Origin of the sequence: Streptomyces sp. NBC_01381 (assembly GCF_026340305.1) — a bacterium.
Lineage (GTDB): Bacteria > Actinomycetota > Actinomycetes > Streptomycetales > Streptomycetaceae > Streptomyces.
In genome coordinates this window covers 2,107,489-2,126,262 of sequence record NZ_JAPEPI010000001.1, presented here as the reverse complement: position 1 = coordinate 2,126,262, position 18,774 = coordinate 2,107,489, and the positions used below count along the sequence as shown (strand labels likewise).

Here is an 18,774-nt window from a genome sequence, read left to right as displayed (position 1 = left end):
CGATACTGGCACGGCCTCCTGCCCCGAGGAGTCCGTCATGCCGCCCATGCCCCGCTTCAAGGTTCTGTGGTCCGCTCGTCCGTACGTCACTCGTCCGTACGTCACTCGTCCGTACGTCGTCGACGGCGCGCTCGGCGCCCTCGTGCTCTGCGCCGTCTCGCTGCAGTTCCTCTTCCCCGAGGAGGGCGGCGACGAGGTGACCTGGGGCGGGTTCGCGCTCGGTGCGGGGACCGCGGTGCCGCTGGTGTGGCGGCGGCGCGCCCCCTTCGGCTGCGCCGCCGTGATCGCCTTCTTCACGCCCGCCATGGCGCTCTACCACCGGCCCCCGCCCGACATCTGCTTCGGCGGCATGGTCGCCCTCTACACCGTGGCCGCCATCGGCTCGCCCTGGAAACGGCGCGTCATGCTCGCCGGCTGGCTGACGGGGGCCGCCGTCACCATGGCCTTCAAGGAGCACGCCGAGCCGTACGAGTACCCCTTCCACCTGCTCAGCCTCATCAGCGCGTACGCCCTCGGAGCCTTCTCCCGCGTCCAGCGCGCCTACACCGCCGCGATCGAGGACCGGGCCCGGCGGCTCGAACGGGAGCGGGCCGGCGAGGCGGCGCGGGCGGTCAGCCAGGAGCGGGCCAGGATCGCGCGCGACATGCACGACATCCTCGCCCACGCGGTGAGCCTGATGGTGGTCCAGGCGGAGGCGGGGCCCGTCGTCGTCCGCAGCGATCCGGCCCGCGCGGAGGGGGCGTTCGACGCGATCGCCGGGCGGGGCGCGATGCGATGGTGCAGTTGCGGCGCATTCTGGGGGTGCTGCGGGAGCCTTCCGTTCCCGGCGGGCTCGGGCCGCAGCCTACGCTCGCCGCGTTGCCGGAGCTGGCGGTGGTGGTTGAACAGGCGGGTGTGCGGGTCGAGTTGGGGGTGGACGGGATGCCTCGGCCGTTGCCGCCGGACGTCGAGGTGGCCGCGTACCGCATCGTCCAGGAAGCGCTGACCAACTGCGTCAAGCATGCTGCGGCGCAGGAGGTTCGCGTCCGACTGGGCTGGGGGGATGAGGAGTTGGTGATCACGGTCGTCGACGACGGGAGAGGAACTGCCGCCGACGGCCGGTCCGGGGCGGGGCACGGGCTCATCGGGATCCATGAACGCGCCGCCGCCTGCGGAGGCACCGCCGAAGCCGGGGACGGACCCGACGGCGGATTCCGTGTCGCCGCGCGGCTGCCCACGGCATCCTTGGGGGATGAGCATCCGGGTGGTGGTCGCCGACGACCAGGAGCTGGTGCGCAGCGGCTTCTCGATGATCCTCGAGGCACAGCCCGACATCGAGGTGGTGGCGGAGGCGGGTGACGGCGCGGAGGCGGTGGCCGCGGTGCGCCAACACGCCCCGGACGTGCTGCTGTTGGACATCCGCATGCCGGGCACGGACGGCATCGAGGCGGCCCGTCAAGTGTGCGCGCGGACCAGCTGCCGGGTCGTCATGCTGACCACCTTCGACCTCGATGAGTATGTGTACGAGGCGCTGTACGCGGGAGCGAGCGGCTTCCTGCTCAAGGACGTCCGCAGGGACGACCTGGTGCACGCGGTGCGGGTGGTGGCCGCCGGGGACTCGCTCCTTGCCCCTTCGGTGACGCGGCGACTGGTCGCGGACGTGGTCCAGCGGCGGCGCGCGGCGCTCGGTGCCGCGCCCATGTCGCCGTCCGAACGCCTCGCGGTCCTCACCGCGAGGGAGGAGGAGACCCTGCGGCTGCTGGCCCGTGGGCTCTCCAACGCGGAGATCGCGGCGGCGTTCGTGGTCAGCGAGCACACGGTGAAGACCCACGTCAGCAATGTCCTGTCCAAGCTGGTGCTACGGGATCGGGTGCAGGCTGTCATTTGCGCGTACGAGACGGGTCTTGTGGTTCCGGGGGAGAGCTAGCCGCGGCCGTGGCTCGGCATCGGGGCTCGGCCCCGGACCCGCTCAAGACCGCCGCTTCGCGGCGGATCTTTCCCGCCCACCCACCCGATTGCCCCGCGGGCTCAGGGAAAGAGAAACCCCCTCCCCCGCCCGACCGGCACCTAGCCCCCGCGAGGGACCCCGCAAGACCACCCCCCACGGCGATCCCCCACGCCGTCGGCGCCGCGACTCTGAGGGACGGCACCCTGAATCCCGTCCAAGGAGGCAGCCGCCATGCTCGCCACCCTCGCCCGCACAGCCACCCGCCACCCCCGCACAGTGATCCTCACCTGGCTGCTCCTCCTCGTCCTGGGCCTCGGCTTCGGCACCCGGGTCTTCGGTGACCTCACGTCGACCGTCGAGGACGTGCCCGGCAGTGAATCCGTCGTGGCGGACGAGCTGCTCGGCAGGCTCACCCCGGACGGCGACTCCATCAACGCCGTTCTCTCCGGCGCCGACGTCGAGTCCACGCGGGTCCGCGCGCAGGTCGCGGACGCCGTCACCGACGTACGGAAGCAGCCCGGCATCGCCCAGGTGCCCGACCCCTACGCCACCCGCGGCCTCGTCGCCGAGGGCGGCAGGGCGCTCCTGATCCCCGTCACCCTCAAGGGCGGCCTCGACGACGACGCCGAGGAGGAGGCGGTCGGCGACGCGGCCGACCGGATCCGTGAGATCGGCGCCGCCGATGTCGCCGTCAGCGGCGGCCCGCTGCTCGGCGAGCAACTCGGCGGCCGGGCCCAAGAGGACGTCGCACGGGCCGAGTTGATCACCCTGCCCGCCGTGCTGATCGTCCTGCTGCTGATCTTCGGCGGGCTGCGGGCCGCCGGACTTCCGCTCCTGGTGACCGTCAGCGGCGTCGCCGGCGCCTTCCTGACCCTCTACGGCTTCAGCCAGTTCACCGAGATCTCCGTCTACGCCGTCCAGATCGTCACCATGCTCGGGCTCGGACTCGCCGTCGACTACGCCCTGTTGATGGTGATGCGGTTCCGTGAGGAGCGTGGGAAGACGGATGATGTGGCGCGGGCCGTGCACGCGACCGTTTCCCGTGCCGGACGCACCGTCCTGTTTTCCGGGCTCACCGTCGCCATCAGCCTCTCCGGGCTCGTCTGGTTCGCCAGCCCGTTCCTGCGCAGCATGGGTCTTGCCGCCGGCGCGGTGGTCGTCGTCGACATGCTGGCCGCGCTGACCCTGCTGCCCGCGCTGCTCGCCCTGTTCGGCGGCAAGATCGCACGGCGGAAGGGCAAGCCGGCCGCCGAGCCCGGTGCCTTCTTCGCCCGTGTCGCGCTCTTCTCCGCGCGCCGTCCCGTTGCCGTCGGCACCGCCGTGGTCGCCGTCCTCGCCGTCCTCGCGCTGCCCGCCTTCGGGATGCGGATCAACATCGGCGACGCGCGGCAGCTGCCGGAGAGCACCGAGGCGCGGCAGTTGTACGACACCGTGCGCGAGCACTATCCGGCGGGGACGGACACCGATCCGGTGCGGGTGCTCATCAGGCCGGGGGCGGAATCCGGCTACGACGGCGCGATCCGGGCCCTGCCGGGCATCGCCGCGGCCGAGAGCGAGCGGCTCCCCGACGGGACGGTCCTCCTCGAGCTCACACCCGCCGGTTCCGTCGACGGGCCCGTCGCCACCCGGCTCGTGGAGGACATCCGCGACCTGCGCGGCACCGATCCCGTCGAGGTCACCGGGAACGCCGCGAGCCTCGTCGACTTCCGCTCGATGCTCGCCGAGCGCGCGCCCTGGGCCGTACTCACCGTCCTGGCCGGCCTGTTCGCCCTGCTCTTCGCGTTCACCGGGTCGCTGCTGATTCCCCTTCGTACGCTCCTGACCACCCTGCTCAGCCTGGGCGCGGCGCTCGGCGTCGTGGTGTGGGTGTTCCAGGACGGGCATCTGGCGGGGCTGCTCGGCGGTGAGGGGCTCGGGGCGCTGAGCCTGACCGCGCCGCCGCTGATCATCGCGATCGCGTTCGGACTCGCCATGGACTACGAGCTGTTCATCCTGTCCCGGATGCGGGAGAGCCGCCTGGAGACGGGGGACGACCGCGCCGCCGTCGTCGAAGGGCTGCGCCGCTCGGGGCGCGTGGTCAGCTGTGCGGCGCTGCTGCTCGCGATCGTCTTCGGCGGCTTCATGACCGGCGGGTTCTCACCGATCCTGCAGATCGGCCTCGGTCTGACGCTCGCGGTCCTCATCGACGCAACGGTCGTCCGGATGCTGCTCGTACCGGCCACGATGACGCTGCTCGGGCGCCGCGCCTGGTGGGCACCGCCGTCGCTGCGGCGCATCCATCAGCGGTACGGGCTCCGCGAGGCGCCGCCCGCCGGCGAGGTGCCGGTCAGGCAAGCACCACCCAGTCCATGACGAGCGCCGCCACCAGGCCGACGGCGAGCAGATAGCTGCCGAGCCGGGTCCTGCCCCGCCTGCTGAGTTCGATCACCAGGCCGCAGAGGACGAGCAGCAGCCCGTACACCCCCACGACCAGGACGGACGAGCGGCTCGCCAGGCGTATGGCGAGCACCACGGCCGCCGCGGCCATCAGCACCGAGGCCGCGGCGATCCGTATGCGCCGTGCCTGGCTCGGGGTGAGGCCTGCCCTCATCTGGTCTGACGTGCTCATGGTTATGGATCGTAATCGACCATGCCGGTGGCCACTGCAAGGATCTGGACAGTGGTGCCGTCGGACCGTCGGACTACGCCCGCAAGTACGTCAGTACCGCAAGGACCCGGCGATGCGTTCCTTCCCCCGGCGGCAGCCCCAGCTTGCCGAGGATGTTGCCGATGTGTTTGCCCACCGCCGCCTCGCTGACGACGAGTTCGGCGGCGATCGCGCCGTTCGACCTGCCCTCGGCGACCAGGCCGAGCACCTCGCGCTCGCGCGGCGTGAGCTGCTCAAGGGGGTCGCGGCGGCGGCGCAGCAACTGCCGTACGACTTCCGGGTCCACGACCGTTCCGCCGTCCGCGACCCGCTCGACCGCATCGGCGAACTGCTCGACCTGGCCCACGCGGTCCTTGAGCAGATAGCCGACGCCGGTGCCGTCGCCGGTGTCCAGGAGTTCGGCGGCGTACGAACGCTGCACGTACTGGCTGAGCACCAGCACCGGGAGCTTCGGCCGCTCGGCCCGCAGGGCGACGGCGGCGCGCAGGCCCTCGTCCTGGAAACCGGGGGGCATGCGTACGTCGGTGAGGACGAGGTCCGGGTCGTGCCGCTGGACGGCGGTGCGGAGTTCCTCGGCGTCGCCGAGCGCGGCAGGCACCTCGTGGCCGAAGCGGGTGAGCAGCCCGATCAGGCCCTCGCGCAGCAGCACGCTGTCCTCCGCGAGGACGATCTTCAGTCGGCGGCTGCTGGTGCTTGCGCTGGCTGCGGCTGGGCTCGGCACGGGATCTCCATGGACAGTACGGTCGGCCCGCCGGGCGGACTGGTGACCGTCAGTGTGCCATCGAGCACCGCGATGCGGTCCGCGAGGCCGGTCAGGCCCGTGCCACGGCCGGGGTCCGCGCCGCCCTTGCCTTCGTCCCGTACGTCGATGCGGAGGAGGCCCCGCTCATGACGTGCCGTGATGTGCGCGAGGGGCGCCTCGCTGTGGCGGGCGATGTTGGTGAGGGCCTCGCGGGTGGTGAAGTACCCGGCGGACTCCACGGGTTCGGGGAGGCGGGGCAGGTCCAGGTCGGTGTCCACGGGGATCGGTGAGCGGTCGGCGGCGTCCTCGATGGCTGCGGCGAGGCCGTAGTCGGCGAGGACTTGGGGATGAATGCCGCGGATGAGCTCACGCAGTTCCGTGAGGACGTTCCCCGCTTCGTCGTGGGCCGTGGCGAGCTGGGCCGCCAGGGGGCTGCCGGGGGTGGCGTCGAGCCTGGCGAGGCCGAGGGCCATGGTGAGAGCGACGAGCCGCTGTTGGGCCCCGTCGTGCAAGTCCCGTTCAACACGCCGCCGTTCGGCCTCGAAGGCGTCCACCAGACGGGCCCTGGAGCGGGTCACTTCGGCGAGCCTGCTGCTGAGCTCCGCGTCGCGGGGCGCGAGGAGGAGGCGGGCGAGGGCGGCGCGGGCGGCGGCGTAACCGCCGAGGGGGTAGAGGAGCGGAGCGAGCAGGGCCAGGCCGAGCAGGGCGGCGGCGAAGGCGCTCGGGTAGTCGCCGATCAGCCAGAGCTTGGCGGCGCGGATCTCGCCGCCGTCGAGAGCGAGTTGGGCGGGGGCCGCGATGAGCAGGGCGGGGATGCCGACGGTGCAGGCCAGGACGAGCAGGTCAAGGGGCCAGAGCACGAGGGCGAGCAGCGCGGTGTACGAGAGCTCCCGCCAGGTGGCCTGCTCCTTGACCCGCAGCGCGAACCAGGCGTGGATGCCGGGGACTTCGGGGGTGCGGTGAGGGGTCGGCGCGGGGCCGGGATCCACGGGGCGGAGGCGCCGGCGCTCCAGGGCGGCGACGGGGATGCCGGTGAAGGCGAGCAGGGCGAGGAGGGGAAGGCCGATGAGTACGAGGCTGAGCGCGACGCCGGCGAGGGCCGCGGCAAGACCACCGACGAGCACGACCACTCCGAGGCCGACACCGCCCCCGAGGTAACCGAGGGCCCGCCACGGAGCACTGCTCGCCAGGTACCCCCGCCGCCGCAGCGCCGTCCACACGCTCTCCTGGGCCATGGGGGCAGGGTATGCGGGAGCCCTCCCTGCGAGGAACGAGGCAGCTACGACGCCGGGTCCCGCCCGGGACTTGCTCCCCCGCACCCCGGATCTGCGACACCGCGCCCCGACCAGGACTTGCTCCCCTCCGGATCTGCGACACCGGGTCCCGCCCGGGACTTGCTCCCCTGCACCCCGGGTCTGCGACACCGGGTCCCGCCCGGGACTCGCTCCCCTGCACCCCGGGTCTGCGACACCGGGTCCCGCCCGGGACTTGCTCCCCTGCACCCCGGGTCTGCGACACGGGGTCCCGCCCGGGGCCTGCTCCCCTTGCCCACCAGGCTGCGACTCCGGGTCCCATCGCCCAACCCGCTCTGTCCCGCCGCTTCGCGGCGGATCTTTCCCACCCACCCACCCGATCACCCTGCGGGGCAATCAGGCGGGCAGGAAAGGCCTGATCGGCGACCCGAGCCTGCGGGGCAATCGGGCGGGCGGGCAGGAAAGGCCTGATCGGCGAGCCGGGGCTGCGGGGCAATCGGGCGGGTGGGTGGGAGAGGGGTGTTCGGCGAGCCGGGGCTGCGGGGTGATCGGGCGGGTGGGTGGGAGAGGGGTGTTCGGGGCCCGAGGCCGCGCGGTGCCGGTCAGCTGGGCGGCAGCAGGCCCTCGCGGGCGTGGGCGCGGTACTCGGCCAGGAGGGAGGCCACCGCCTCGGGCGTAAGGCGGCGGTAGGCGGCCGAACCCGGGGGGCGCCACCAGACCGGGTCGGGGCAACGGAAGCCCGCCTTCCGCAAAGTGCTCCGCGCAACCTTGTTCGTCGCCGTCACCGGCATCCGCTGGACCACCCGTACGAAGCGGGGTGCCATCTTCGTGCCCAAGTCCGGCTGGGAGAGGAGGAACTCGGCAAAGGCGAGGGGGTCGAAGTCCGTACCGGCACGGGGCGCGACCGCCGCCATCACCTGATCCCCGGCCACCGGATCCGGCACCGCGTACACCGCCACACCCGCCGCCCCGGCATACCGCGCCAGAATGTTCTCGATCACCGCCGCCGCCAGGTTCTCGCTGTCCACCCGGAGCCGGTCGTCCGTGCGCCCCGCGAAGTAGAGGAAGCCCTCCGCGTCGCGGTAGAAGAGGTCCCCCGTCCAGTACCAGCCGCCCCGCAGCCGCGCCGCTTCCGCCTCCGCATTGCGCCAGTACCCCTCGAAGGGACTGCGCCCCTTGTTCACCAACTCCCCTATCGCCGCATCCCCGTTGAGCAGCCGCCCGTCCGAGGTGAAGACCGCGGGGGGACACTCCAAAAACGTGCCGGGGTCCACCACAGCGAGCTCGTCCCCCGGCGCCGCCCTGCCGATCGCCGCGGGCGGCGTCCCTGGCGTCCGCTGGATCGCCGCCCCGCCCTCGGACGACCCGTACCCCTCCACGAGCCGCACCCCGAACCGCTCCTCGAACCGCGCCGCGTCCACCGCTCCGGCCTCCGTGCCGAAGCCCATACGGAGGGGGTTCCGGGTGTCGTCGGCCCGCTCCGGCGTCGCCAGGAGGTACTGGACGGCGCGGCCCACGTAGGTGAAGTACGTCGCCCCGTACGCGCGTACGTCGTCCAGGAACGCCGAGGCCGAGAAGCGCCGCCGCAGCGCCACCCCCGCCCCGGCCGCGAGCGCCGGCGCCCAGTCCGCGATCACCGCGTTGCCGTGGAACATGGGCATGCAGATGTAGTGGACGTCGGACGAATCGACCCCGAAGTGCGTGACCAGGGACTCCCCCGCCGCGGCCAGGCGGCCCTGGCTGCAGATCGCCGCCTTGGGCGCGCCCGTCGAACCCGAGGTGAAGTAGAGGAGCATCCGGGCGGCCGGCGTCGCGGCAGGGGATGTCTCCGGGGCCGCGCCGGCGTAGGGGGAGAGAAGTTCGCCGTATGCCTCCGAATCCGTCACCAGGACGCGTATGTCCGGGAGTTGGAGACCGTCGAGGAGGGGGAGGTGGGATCGTTCCGTCACCAGGACCCTGCAGTCCGTGTGGACGATGTCGCGGGCCAGCTCGGCGCCTCTGCGGGTCGGGTTGATGCCCGCGACCGCAGCGCCCGCGAGCGCCGCCGCGCTCAACCACAGGGGGTACTCGGGGGTGTTGTCGAGCAGCACGCCGATGTGCGGCTCGGCTCCCCTCGGCAGGAGGTCCGCGAGGAGCGCGGCCCTGGCCGCCGCGCCCGCCGCGATCTGGTGGTGGGTCAGCGCCTTGTCCTCGAAGTGCAGGCCGGGGCGGTGGTCGCCCCAGCGCGCCTGTACGAGTTCCGCGACGGTACTCCCGGTGGCCTTCATGGCCGCGCACGATAATTGATGGGCCGTCAGATGAGGAGAGGGCCTACGGGAGGTCTGACCCGAACATGTCGTTCGCCGTCACCATGAAGAAGACGCAGAAGGCGAGCATGACGCCGAAGAAGCAGAGCAGGCCTATCGTGCCCGCCGCGCTCTTGACGGGGCTCGGCGCGTGCGCCGTCGCCTTCTCGGGGCGGTCGGCCGTGTAGTGCACGGTGACGAAGTCGCCCTCGACGGTCGTCGCCGGGCCGTTCTCCTCCTCGAAGCGGACCGCCCGGCCGCCGGATGGCGTGAACTCGTAGACGTGGTGGAGCGTGGTGGTGACGTGGTCGTTGTGGCCGCCGCCGCTCGTCGTCGTGTACGTCCGCAGGCAGCGCGCCTCCGCCGTGAGCCCACTCGACCAGGCCTGCCTGAGCTCCAGGAAGCGCTTGACCACCTTGACCGCCATGGCGATCACCACCGCCGCGATCAGGGTCGGTACGGCGTAAAACATGAACTCCATGGCTATCCCCCGATAGTTGATGCAAGTCGCACCAGCTGCTGGTGCTGTTCCGCGCACGCCGTCCCGGTCATGGACGGCGTGCGCAGAACCTACCCGTGGGGAGAGCCGCAGGTCCTCAAGCCAAGCTCAGAACTTGACGTCCGAGCAGGCATAGAAGGCGTTCGACGTGTCGTGGACCGTCCACACCGCGACGATCACGTGGTGCCCGCTCCTGCCGCCGGGGATCGTCCCGGCGTGCGAGAGCGTGGCGGGCGGCTGCTGTCCGCCGTAGGGGACGTCGAGGAACGGCGTGGTGTCGAGCGCCGCCCGGGTCAGCGGCTTGCTCTCGTCCCAACCCTGCTTGGTGATGTAGTACTTGAAGTCCGTGGTGCTGTGCCGTGCCGTGAACTGCCAGCGGAAGGTGTAGCTCTGCCCGCCGCTGACACTGGTCGCGGGCCAGGCGCCGCCGCCCGGCGCGGTCGGCTGGTTGAGCGAGTCGAAGCCGCCGATGCCCGCCGAGCAGATCTTGCCGTCGGCGGGACCCGCCGCCGGGAAGCCCTTGGGGCCCTCGACGCTCTGGGGTTCGTACTGGATGGAACCGCAGCCGCTCACCGTGCCGTTGGCACAGTTGATCTGGCGGCTGGCCGGCAGGTCCGTGTAGCCGTGGCTGCTCGCGCCGCCGGACGAGAGCGCGAGGGCCCCGACCGTGGTGACGCCGAGCAGGGCCGCGTACGTCTTCTTGTTTCGCATGCTGCCGCTCCAGGGGGAAACGTGGGGGGAGTTCCGTGAGCTGTGCGCGCGCTGCGGGGCGAGTTCTGCGGTCTAGACCAAGTCCAGATTATGGCCGGTAGTTGAACATGTCCATACCAAGTGTGGAGAGGGTTCGGTCGCAGCGGTGGCGCGACCTCTCGACCAGGTCGCCGTTCGGGTCGTCGTTCGTCGCCACCCACGCACGGGCCTCGTCGGACGTCCGCCCACCCGCCAACTGCCGCTCAAGGAGCCTTGGTTGACGCACCTCTCCCGGCGTCTGCACATACCAGCACTCCCCCATGAGCTCCCGGGCCGTACGCCAGCCGGGCAGATCGCAGGCGAGATAGTTCCCCTCGGTGACGACGAGCCGGGCGGCAGGCGGGATGCGATGCCGGGCGGCCACCGGCTCGTGGAGGGTGCGGTCGTAATCGGGTACGTAGATGTCCGCGCCGGTGTCGTCGAGGACCCGGCCGAGCAGCGCGACGTATCCCCGCACGTCGAAGCTCGGCTCCGAACCCTTGCGGGAGGTGAGGGAGAGGCGCTCCAACTGGGCGTTCGACAGGTGGAATCCGTCGAGCGGCAGATACGCGGCACCCTCACCGATCGCCGCCACAAGGGCACGCGCCAGCGTCGACTTGCCGGCGCCGGGCGGCCCCGCGATCCCCAGGAGGGTGCGGGGCCGGCCCGCGGTCAGCCGCCAGGCGTCCTTGGCGAGGGCGGTCAGTTCGGGCGTGGCGGGGTCAGCGGTCTCCATGCCCCGTATAGAACGCCACCGTCAGGTCCTTGACCAAGGCCTTGCGCTCGTAGTCGTCGAGCTCGACCAGGCCCCGGGTGGTCAGCCGGGTCACCGTGTCCTCGACGGAGTCCACCACCGAGGTGAGCACGGTGTCGCGGTGCCGGGCATCCAGGGCTTCGACCCGGCGGCGGTGCATGGTCTCCGCGACCTCGGGGGCGTACTCGATCCGGGTCGGCTGGGCCGAGAAGATCTCGATGCCGACCGGCTCGGCCTCCGCGGCGAGCATCCGGGTCAGCGCGTCGCCGACGGCGTCCGCGTCGCGCAGGGTCGGGGTGTCGTCGTGGAAGGCGTCGGCGGGCAGCCTGGAGAGCACACGGGCCGTCGCCGCCTCGACGCACTCGCGCAGATACTCCTGGTGGTCGGCGACGCCGAGGGTCGCCCGCGCCGCGTCCTTGACCCGCCACACGACGAGCACGACGACCCGCAGCCCGACCCCGCCCCGGTCCACGGCGGGCATCGGTTCACTGCGCCAGTGCCTCAGGCGTACGTCGACACGGCGGCGCAGCAGGAGCGGGTTCACCCACATCAGACCGGTGCGGCGGACACTGCCCCGGTAGCGCCCGAAGAGCGTGAGCACCCACGCCTTGCCGACCCGGCCCCTGGCCAGGCCCCCGAACCCGAAGAGGGCGAGCGCCCCGGACCCCGCGAGCGATGCCCACTGCGCGAGGCCGATCCCGCTGTACTCCGCGGCCGCCGGCAGCCCCGCCGCCCCCGCCAACGGCTCGGGCAGCACCCCGGCCCAGCACAGCGCGGCCGCACACCCGGCGGCACCCGCGGCCCCGCCGAGCACGCCGACCCCGCCGGGCAGCACCCGCGCGTGCCGCTCGGCGATGGCGGGGTCGACGGCGGGCACGGGACGCGCCGCCGCGGGCCGCGGCGCGGGCCGCCGCGCAGTGGTGCGCGGCTGCTCGCCCGTGCCCTGCCGCCGCCGCACGACCGCGGGCGTCAGCGGGACCCCGGGATCGCCCGGGTCGTCCCGGAAGAGCAGGTGCAGGGGGATCTCGGTGGTGGCCTCGCTGTGGATGAGCCGCTGCGAGCGGGCGGCGGGGTCCGGCTGCCCGTCGGGGTGGGATGGCTGCGGGGTCTGTGGCTCTGATGCCGCCGTCGCACTCATCCTTGCCTCCACTTCATTCGTACCTCGATCTCATACGTAACCGAGTCACCTTCGTGCCCCGGTCCGACCCGTGGCCGGGGGCTCACGAGAACAGCCGCCGCCACGTCTCGGGCCCCGGATAGCCGTCCGCCGCGACGCCCCGCCAGCCCTGGGCGCGCTGGAACGCCTCGACGTTGCGGCGGTCGCTCTCGCTCCAGCGCGGGCTCGGGCCCTTGGCGTAGTGCTTGCCGAAGCCCTTCTTCACCAGTTGTCTGCCGAGCTTCTCGATGGACGGGCTCGACTGTCCGGGGCGGAACACTCCCCTGCCGGGGTACGCGGGGACCTTGCCGTGGGCGCCACCGGCCCCCGCCCCCGCCCCCGCCGCGGGGATGTCGCGCCCCTTGCCCTTCATCAGGTACGACCACGTCGTCGGCCCCGGCAGGCCGTCCGCGTCCGCGCCGCTCCAGCCCTGCGCCCGCTGGAACGCCTGCGTGGCCCTGCGGTCCGCGTCGCCCCAGCGCGGCCCGGGCCCCGTGCGGTAGAAGCGGCCGCCGCCCCGGCCGACCAGCGCCTTGCCGAGCCGCGTGACGTACTTGTTGTCCGCACCGGGGCCGAACGACCCCGCTCCCGGGTAGCGCATTCCCGTGCTCGGGCCCGAGCCGCCCGGAGTGCCGTCCGTCACGCCCTTGTAGCGGTAGGCCAGATAGCGGCCCGCATTGCTCCAATAGGCATAGGGAGTCGTCTGCTTCCGGGCGTACGGACGGGCCTGTTCGTACGCCGTGTATCGGGTGTGCGACGCATCCGTCCAGCCGCCGAAAATCGTCACGTGCGAACCCTTCTCGGGGTTCGCCGGATTGTGGAAGAGAAGAATGTCCCCGGGCTTCAGCTGGGCCTTCGTAATACGGACCGCGTACGCCGCGAGGCTTCCCGTCCATTCATTGCCGCCGAGATCCCAGGCCATCGAGACAAAGCCCGAGCAGTCCTGCCGGTATCCGTCGGACCAGAAGGCGTCCATGCTGTACGGCACCTTCGCGGCGACCCACTGCCTGGCCCGCTGCAGGATCTCGGCCCGCGTCGTCGCCCGTACCGCGGAGCCGACCGCCGGGCCCGGAGCGCCCAGTGCGCCCGGCGCTCCGTGCAGCGCGCTCGTGCCGCCCTGCGGGCCAGGACCGTCGTCCCCGGGGACGACGGGACCGGCCGGTGTCCCCGGCACCCCCGGCGCCGCCACCGCCGGCAGCGCCTGTCCGCCGCCGAGCACCGTGCCCGCCGCCGTGGCGAGCACGAGGGCCCGGCGAGCCCCATGCGCCGCGGGGTGGCCACCAAGACGTACGGGAAGTCCGCGGGCCAGGTCCCTTCGCCGGTGAATGCATCCGGGGCAGTCACAGTCGCTCTCGGGCTCGAATTCCTCGAATACCGGAGCACCGTCCATGCGATTCCCCTCACACTCCGGATAAGAATGTCCGCGTCGCATCTGCACGATCGTCAGTTTCTCAACTGTCCGGCGATATCGCATGTTGACGGTCCGAAAGGTGGATCCACCCCGCATTCACTCCCCCCACCGTCCCCGGACCGGCCCCGAGCAAAGCGCGCTCGAAGCTCAGCCCAATGCCACCCCGAGCACCCGCAAGCTCCCGGATGGTCCGGAGCACCCGTCGGCATCCGGTAGAGTTCTCCAGGTCAGCACGCGCCGCTAGCTCAGTTGGTTAGAGCAGCTGACTCTTAATCAGCGGGTCCGGGGTTCGAGTCCCTGGCGGCGCACAGACTGCGAAAGCCCTCCGTTCACGCGGGGGGCTTTTGTCATGCCACCACTGGCACGGGTGCCGCTACCGTTGCGCCATGGCGCGCGACATCCAGGAGCGGATCAAGAAGCTCATCATCGACCAGCGGCTGCCCTCCGGCGCCTCCCTGCCCACCGAACCGGAGCTGATGGAGCGCCTCGGCGTCAGTCGGAACTCCGTACGGGAGGCGCTCAAGGCCCTCCAGGCGATGGGGATCGTGGAGATCCGTCATGGTTTCGGCACCTATGTCGGACCCATGTCGATGGCGCCCATGATCGAGGGCCTCGCCTTCCGCACGGTGGCCGGTCACTATCGGGGCGAGGACAGCCTGCTCCAGCTCCTGGAGCTGAGGGAGGCCGTGGAGACCGGGCTCATCGCGCGCCTCGCGGGCGCCATCCCGGCCGCCGACCTGGCCGAACTGGACGCCCTCGTGGATCAAATGGAGGCCGAGGCGACGGCGCAGGGCACGCGGAACAGCCGGGACGCCACCGTCCACGCCGATACCGACCGCGCATTTCACGCCACTCTTTACCGGTGTCTGCGCAATCCGCTGCTCGGCGAGGTCCTGGAGGCGTTCTGGGACGCCTTCCATCGGGTGCGCACCGACCTGGTGGACGTGCCGCACGATCCCAAGGTCACCTGCCGCCAGCACCGCGACATCCTCGACGCGGTCCGTTCCGGGGACGCGGTCCGAGCCGAGCGGGCAATACGGGAACACTTCGGTAATATTCGAACGCGATTGAGCTCTCCCGCCTCAGAGGTTTCCCCAAATCGCTCGTATGACCGGTAAACACCTTGTTTCGCTCTTGCGATCATGGCTAGGGGCGTAGAACCTTGTGCTGGAGCCACTGGCTCTCATGAGGCAGGCGGTACGGGGCAGTTGGGGGGCCTCACCACCTACCGGGATGAGCCACGGGGACGGGGGTCCCGTTCGTTAATGGATGCCTAGGGGGGCATCATGCAACCGGAAGGTTGTCGTCCCCGTCTAAGGGGACGGTGGCCTGCCACTGATGCGCCCGTGAAGGTCGAGGGGGACCAGACCGGGCGGAAGGACCAACGAACACGCGGGCGACCGCGTGCGGGGGGATGACTCATGACGTCGACGCCGACGGGCGCGCGGCCGGACGACCCGTCACAGACGACCCAGCTGCGGGTGCCATCGCACCGGACAGGCGGGTTCCGGCGTATCAAGAAGGCCCTGCCGAGATACGACTACGAGCACTACAGCCGTCTGGCGGGGCCGCTCACGCAGCCTGATCCGAACAAGCCGTACAAGGTGCAGTACCGCTCCCTGCTCTCGCAGGAGCCGCACCGGATCCGGGCCGCCCTGATGCTGGGCGCCGCGCCGCTGCTCTCGCTCGTCCTGCTCGCCTGGCTGCTCCAGCCGACGCACTGGACCGAGCGCGACTACGTGGCCAACGACTGGCTGCCGGTGCTCGACGTCGTCATGCTCGTCTCGATCGGCCTGATCGAGTTCTTCCGCTGCATGAACGTGCTCTCGAACGCGCACGCCACGCTCGTCGCCCGCGACCCGATACCCGTCGTGCCGGAGACCGGCACCAGGGTCGCCTTCCTCACCTCGTTCGTGCCCGGCAAGGAGCCGCTCGAGATGGTGACGAAGACGCTGGAGGCGGCGGTCAAGATCCGCCACCGCGGCCTGATGCACGTCTGGCTCCTCGACGAGGGCGACGACCCCGCGGTCAAGGAGGTCTGCCTGCGGCTCGGCGTGCACCACTTCTCCCGCAAGGGCGTCGCGAAGTGGAACCTGGCGAAGGGCCCGCACCGCGCCAAGACCAAGCACGGCAACTACAACGCCTGGCTGGACGCGCACGGCGACGACTACGACTACTTCGCGTCGGTCGACACCGACCACGTCCCGATGCCGAACTACCTGGAGCGGATGCTCGGCTTCTTCCGCGACGAGAACGTCGGCTTCGTCATCGGCCCGCAGGTCTACGGCAACTACGACAACTTCATCACGAAGGCCGCCGAGTCCCAGCAGTTCCTCTTCCACGCCCTCATCCAGCGTGCGGGCAACGCCTACGGCGCCCCGATGTTCGTCGGTACGAGCAACGCCGTACGCATCAGGGCGCTGAAGCAGATCGGCGGTCTGTACGACTCGATCACCGAGGACATGGCGACGGGCTTCGAGATCCACCGGGCCACGAACCCGAACACCGGCAAGAAGTGGAAGTCGGTCTACACCCCGGACGTGCTCGCGGTCGGCGAGGGCCCCAACGCCTGGACGGACTTCTTCACGCAGCAGCTGCGGTGGTCGCGCGGTACGTACGAGACCATCCTCAAGCAGTTCTGGAAGGCGCCGTTCTCGCTGCCGCCCGGGCGGCTCTTCAACTACACGATGATGGTCATCTTCTACCCGATGTCCGCCATGAACTGGATCCTGGCCGCGCTCAGTTGCGCGCTGTTCCTGGGCATGGGCGCATCGGGCGTGAACATCGACCCGACGATCTGGCTGATGCTGTACGGCAACGCGTCGGCGCTGCAGATCGGCCTCTACATCTGGAACCGTCGCCACAACGTCTCGCCGCACGAGCCCGAGGGCTCCGGCGGTATCGCGGGCATGATCATGTCCGCGCTCTCCGCGCCGGTGTACGCGCGCTCGCTCCTGGACACCGTGCTGCGCCGCAAGAGCAAGTTCGTGGTGACCCCCAAGGGCGATTCGGCCAGCCCGGACACGCTGTTCGGCACGTTCCGCATCCACCTGTTCTTCATCCTGGTCTTCGGCGGTTCGATGGCCGCCGCGTTCGTGTACGACCACGCCCACCCGGCGATGATCATCTGGGCCACGTTCGCCCTGCTGATCACGGCGGCGCCGATCTTCGCGTGGCGCTGGGGCATGCGGCAGGAGAAGAAGAAGCGCAAGTCGCGGCATGGGGCAGGACCTTCGGGACCACCGTCCGGCGGCGGGGACCCGATGGTGCCGCAGCAGCGCGACACCACGGCACAGCTGCCGCAGGCAGTACAGGCACCACAGACGCCACAGGCACCGCACGCGCCGCAGCAGAAGCCCAGCTGGGCGGCGACCGACCAGACCATGCAGATTTCCCTTGGGGGACGTAAGAAATGAAAGACCGTTCCAGCCGCCGCCGCGCCCGCCGCATCGCGATAGGCGCGGCGGTGGTCATAGCGCTGGCCGGGATGAACGGCCCGTGGCTGTGGCGCGTGGGTTCGGAGAAGTACCACGACTACAAGATCAACAAGCCGGAGTACAAGGCCGACAACGGCCACTGGCAGGTCGTGAACTTCCCCGAGGAGTACCGCCAGAACACCATCCACGCGGCGCTCCTGCACACCGGCAAGATCCTCCTGGTCGCCGGCTCCGGCAACAACCAGAAGAACTTCGACGCCAAGAAGTTCGACACGCGCCTGTGGGACCCGGTCAAGAACACGATCAAGAAGATCAAGACGCCCGTCGACCTCTTCTGCACCGGCCACACCCAGCTGGCCAACGGCAATCTCCTCATAGCCGGCGGCACCCAGCGCTACGAGAAGCTCAAGGGCGACATCACCAAGGCCGGCGGCCTGATGGTGGTGCACAACGAAGACCCGGACAAGCCGATCACACTGCCGCCGGGCACGAAGTTCACCGGCAAGAAGAACGGCAAGACGTTCGTCTCCAAGGACCCGGTCGTCGTCGAGCGCGCGAAGAAGGTCTTCGACAAGCAGACCGGCGCGTTCATACGCAACGAGCCGGGCCTCGGCCGGGTGTACGTCGAGGCGCAGAAGAGCGGCACGAAGCACGAGACGGGCACGCAGGACAACTACCGCGTGCAGGGCCTGAGCGGCGCCGCCACCCGCAACACGTACGGCATCGCGCAGAAGCTCGCCCTGGACAAGAAGGACTTCCAGGGGATCAAGGACTCCTTCGAGTTCGACCCGGTCGCCGAGAAGTACATCAAGGTCGACCCGATGAACGAGGCGCGCTGGTACCCCACGCTGACCACGCTCTCGGACGGCAAGGTGCTCAGCCTCTCCGGCCTTGACGAGATCGGCCAGCTGGTCCCGGGCAAGAACGAGATCTACGACCCGAAGACCAAGAAGTGGACGTACACCAAGCAGGTCCGCCAGTTCCCCACCTACCCGGCGGTCTTCCAGCTGGAGAGCGGCAGGCTCTTCTACTCGGGGTCGAACGCGGGCTACGGCCCTGACGACGTCGGCCGCAAGCCCGGCACCTGGGACCTGGAGACCAAGGGCAGCTGGAAGACGATTCCGGGCATGAGCGACCCGAACCTCCTGGAGACCTCCAACACGGTGGAGCTGCCGCCCGCGCAGGACCAGAAGTACATGGTCGTCGGCGGCGGCGGTGTCGGCGAGTCCAAGAAATCCAGCAAGAAGACGCGCATCGTCGACCTCCTGGACGACAACCCGAAGTTCGTCGACGGGCCCGAGCTGGAGAAGGGCACGCGCTACCCGCAGGCCTCGACGCTGCCCGACGACTCGGTGCTGATATCCGGCGGCTCCGAGGACTACCGCGGCCGCGGCGACTCGAACATCAAGCAGGCGCGGATCTACGACGCCAAGACCGGCAAGATGCGCCGCGTCGCGGACCCGGAGGTCGGCCGCAACTACCACTCGGGCTCGCTCCTGCTGCCCGACGGCCGCGTGATGTTCTTCGGCTCCGACTCGCTCTACGCCGACAAGGCCAACACCAAGCCCGGCGAGTTCGAGCAGCGCATCGAGATCTACACGCCGCCGTACCTGTACCACGGCTCGCAGCCGACGCTGAGCGGTGGCCCGGAGGAGATCAGGCGGGGCGGGTCCGGCACGTTCAAGTCGAAGCATGCCTCGTCCATCAAGACGGCCCGCCTTATTCGGCCGAGTGCGTCGACGCATGTGACGGACATCGACCAGACGTCGGTGGCCCTGGACTTGAAGAAGTCCGCGGACGGCGTCACGGTGACGATTCCCAAGGAGCGGAGCCTGGTGGAGTCGGGCTGGTACATGCTCTTCGTCACGGACGACCAGGGCACCCCGAGCAAGGCCCAGTGGGTGCACGTGCCGTAAGCAGCGCCCCGCCAGGGG

General features: G+C 70.7%; 14 protein-coding genes, 1 tRNA gene and 1 pseudogene. 7 read left to right on the top strand and 9 right to left on the bottom strand.

Going from position 1 to position 18,774, the window contains the following annotated elements:
• Positions 1-46: 46 nt before the first annotated feature.
• From OG453_RS10185 to OG453_RS10175, 3 genes and pseudogenes are all read left to right on the top strand, one after another.
• A pseudogene (locus OG453_RS10185) lies at positions 47-1,338 on the top strand (sensor histidine kinase).
• The gene (locus OG453_RS10180; protein ID WP_266866641.1) at positions 1,232-1,906 is read left to right on the top strand and encodes a response regulator transcription factor; all 675 of its coding nucleotides are present in this window, start codon (positions 1,232-1,234) and stop codon (positions 1,904-1,906) included. The pseudogene OG453_RS10185 and the gene OG453_RS10180 overlap by 107 nt, the downstream one beginning before the upstream one ends.
• A gap of 252 nt (positions 1,907-2,158) precedes the next feature.
• Complete coding sequence (locus OG453_RS10175; protein ID WP_266866639.1) at positions 2,159-4,279, top strand: MMPL family transporter; 2,121 nt, start codon at positions 2,159-2,161, stop codon at positions 4,277-4,279.
• On the opposite strand, the gene OG453_RS10170 is transcribed toward OG453_RS10175, so the two are convergent.
• The 9 genes from OG453_RS10170 to OG453_RS10130 all read right to left on the bottom strand — a co-directional run bounded on the left by OG453_RS10170 (position 4,254) and on the right by OG453_RS10130 (position 13,382).
• Positions 4,254-4,535, bottom strand: a complete 282-nt coding sequence (locus tag OG453_RS10170) for a hypothetical protein (protein WP_266866637.1) — start codon at positions 4,533-4,535, stop codon at positions 4,254-4,256. The two genes, OG453_RS10175 and OG453_RS10170, sit on opposite strands and share 26 nt — an antisense overlap.
• A 73-nt stretch (positions 4,536-4,608) precedes the next feature.
• The gene (locus OG453_RS10165; RefSeq protein ID WP_266866635.1) at positions 4,609-5,295 is read right to left on the bottom strand and encodes a response regulator transcription factor; all 687 of its coding nucleotides are present in this window, start codon (positions 5,293-5,295) and stop codon (positions 4,609-4,611) included.
• Positions 5,247-6,551 (bottom strand): sensor domain-containing protein, encoded by a 1,305-nt coding sequence (locus OG453_RS10160; protein ID WP_266866633.1) that lies wholly within the window; start codon positions 6,549-6,551, stop codon positions 5,247-5,249. Before OG453_RS10160 ends, OG453_RS10165 begins: the two co-directional genes overlap by 49 nt.
• Before the next feature lie 620 nt (positions 6,552-7,171).
• A complete protein-coding gene (locus tag OG453_RS10155) occupies positions 7,172-8,836 on the bottom strand; it encodes an AMP-binding protein (protein ID WP_266866632.1) in 1,665 nt (554 codons plus the stop codon).
• A 43-nt stretch (positions 8,837-8,879) separates the two neighbouring features.
• Positions 8,880-9,335, bottom strand: coding sequence for a DUF3592 domain-containing protein (locus OG453_RS10150; RefSeq protein WP_266866630.1), 456 nt, complete (start codon positions 9,333-9,335; stop codon positions 8,880-8,882).
• Between the two features lie 126 nt (positions 9,336-9,461).
• A complete protein-coding gene (locus OG453_RS10145; RefSeq protein WP_266866628.1) occupies positions 9,462-10,064 on the bottom strand; it encodes a lytic polysaccharide monooxygenase in 603 nt (200 codons plus the stop codon).
• 88 nt (positions 10,065-10,152) lie between these two features.
• Positions 10,153-10,818: a nucleoside/nucleotide kinase family protein gene (locus OG453_RS10140; protein ID WP_266866626.1), complete on the bottom strand. Its 666-nt coding sequence runs from the start codon at positions 10,816-10,818 to the stop codon at positions 10,153-10,155.
• Positions 10,805-11,974 (bottom strand): SPFH domain-containing protein, encoded by a 1,170-nt coding sequence (locus OG453_RS10135; protein WP_266866624.1) that lies wholly within the window; start codon positions 11,972-11,974, stop codon positions 10,805-10,807. Before OG453_RS10135 ends, OG453_RS10140 begins: the two co-directional genes overlap by 14 nt.
• Positions 11,975-12,056: 82 nt before the next feature.
• Entirely contained in the window at positions 12,057-13,382 is a 1,326-nt protein-coding gene (locus OG453_RS10130) for a peptidoglycan-binding protein (protein WP_266866622.1), read from the bottom strand.
• A gap of 255 nt (positions 13,383-13,637) precedes the next feature.
• Between OG453_RS10130 and OG453_RS10125 the strand changes: the two genes are divergently transcribed.
• From OG453_RS10125 to OG453_RS10110, 4 genes are all read left to right on the top strand, one after another.
• A tRNA-Lys gene (locus OG453_RS10125) sits at positions 13,638-13,711 on the top strand.
• 78 nt (positions 13,712-13,789) lie between these two features.
• Positions 13,790-14,521, top strand: coding sequence for a FadR/GntR family transcriptional regulator (locus OG453_RS10120; RefSeq protein ID WP_266866620.1), 732 nt, complete (start codon positions 13,790-13,792; stop codon positions 14,519-14,521).
• Between the two features lie 303 nt (positions 14,522-14,824).
• Entirely contained in the window at positions 14,825-16,819 is a 1,995-nt protein-coding gene (locus tag OG453_RS10115) for a glycosyltransferase family 2 protein (RefSeq protein ID WP_266866618.1), read from the top strand.
• Positions 16,816-18,756, top strand: a complete 1,941-nt coding sequence (locus OG453_RS10110) for a kelch motif-containing protein (RefSeq protein WP_266866616.1) — start codon at positions 16,816-16,818, stop codon at positions 18,754-18,756. Before OG453_RS10115 ends, OG453_RS10110 begins: the two co-directional genes overlap by 4 nt.
• The last annotated feature ends 18 nt before the right edge of the window (positions 18,757-18,774 follow it).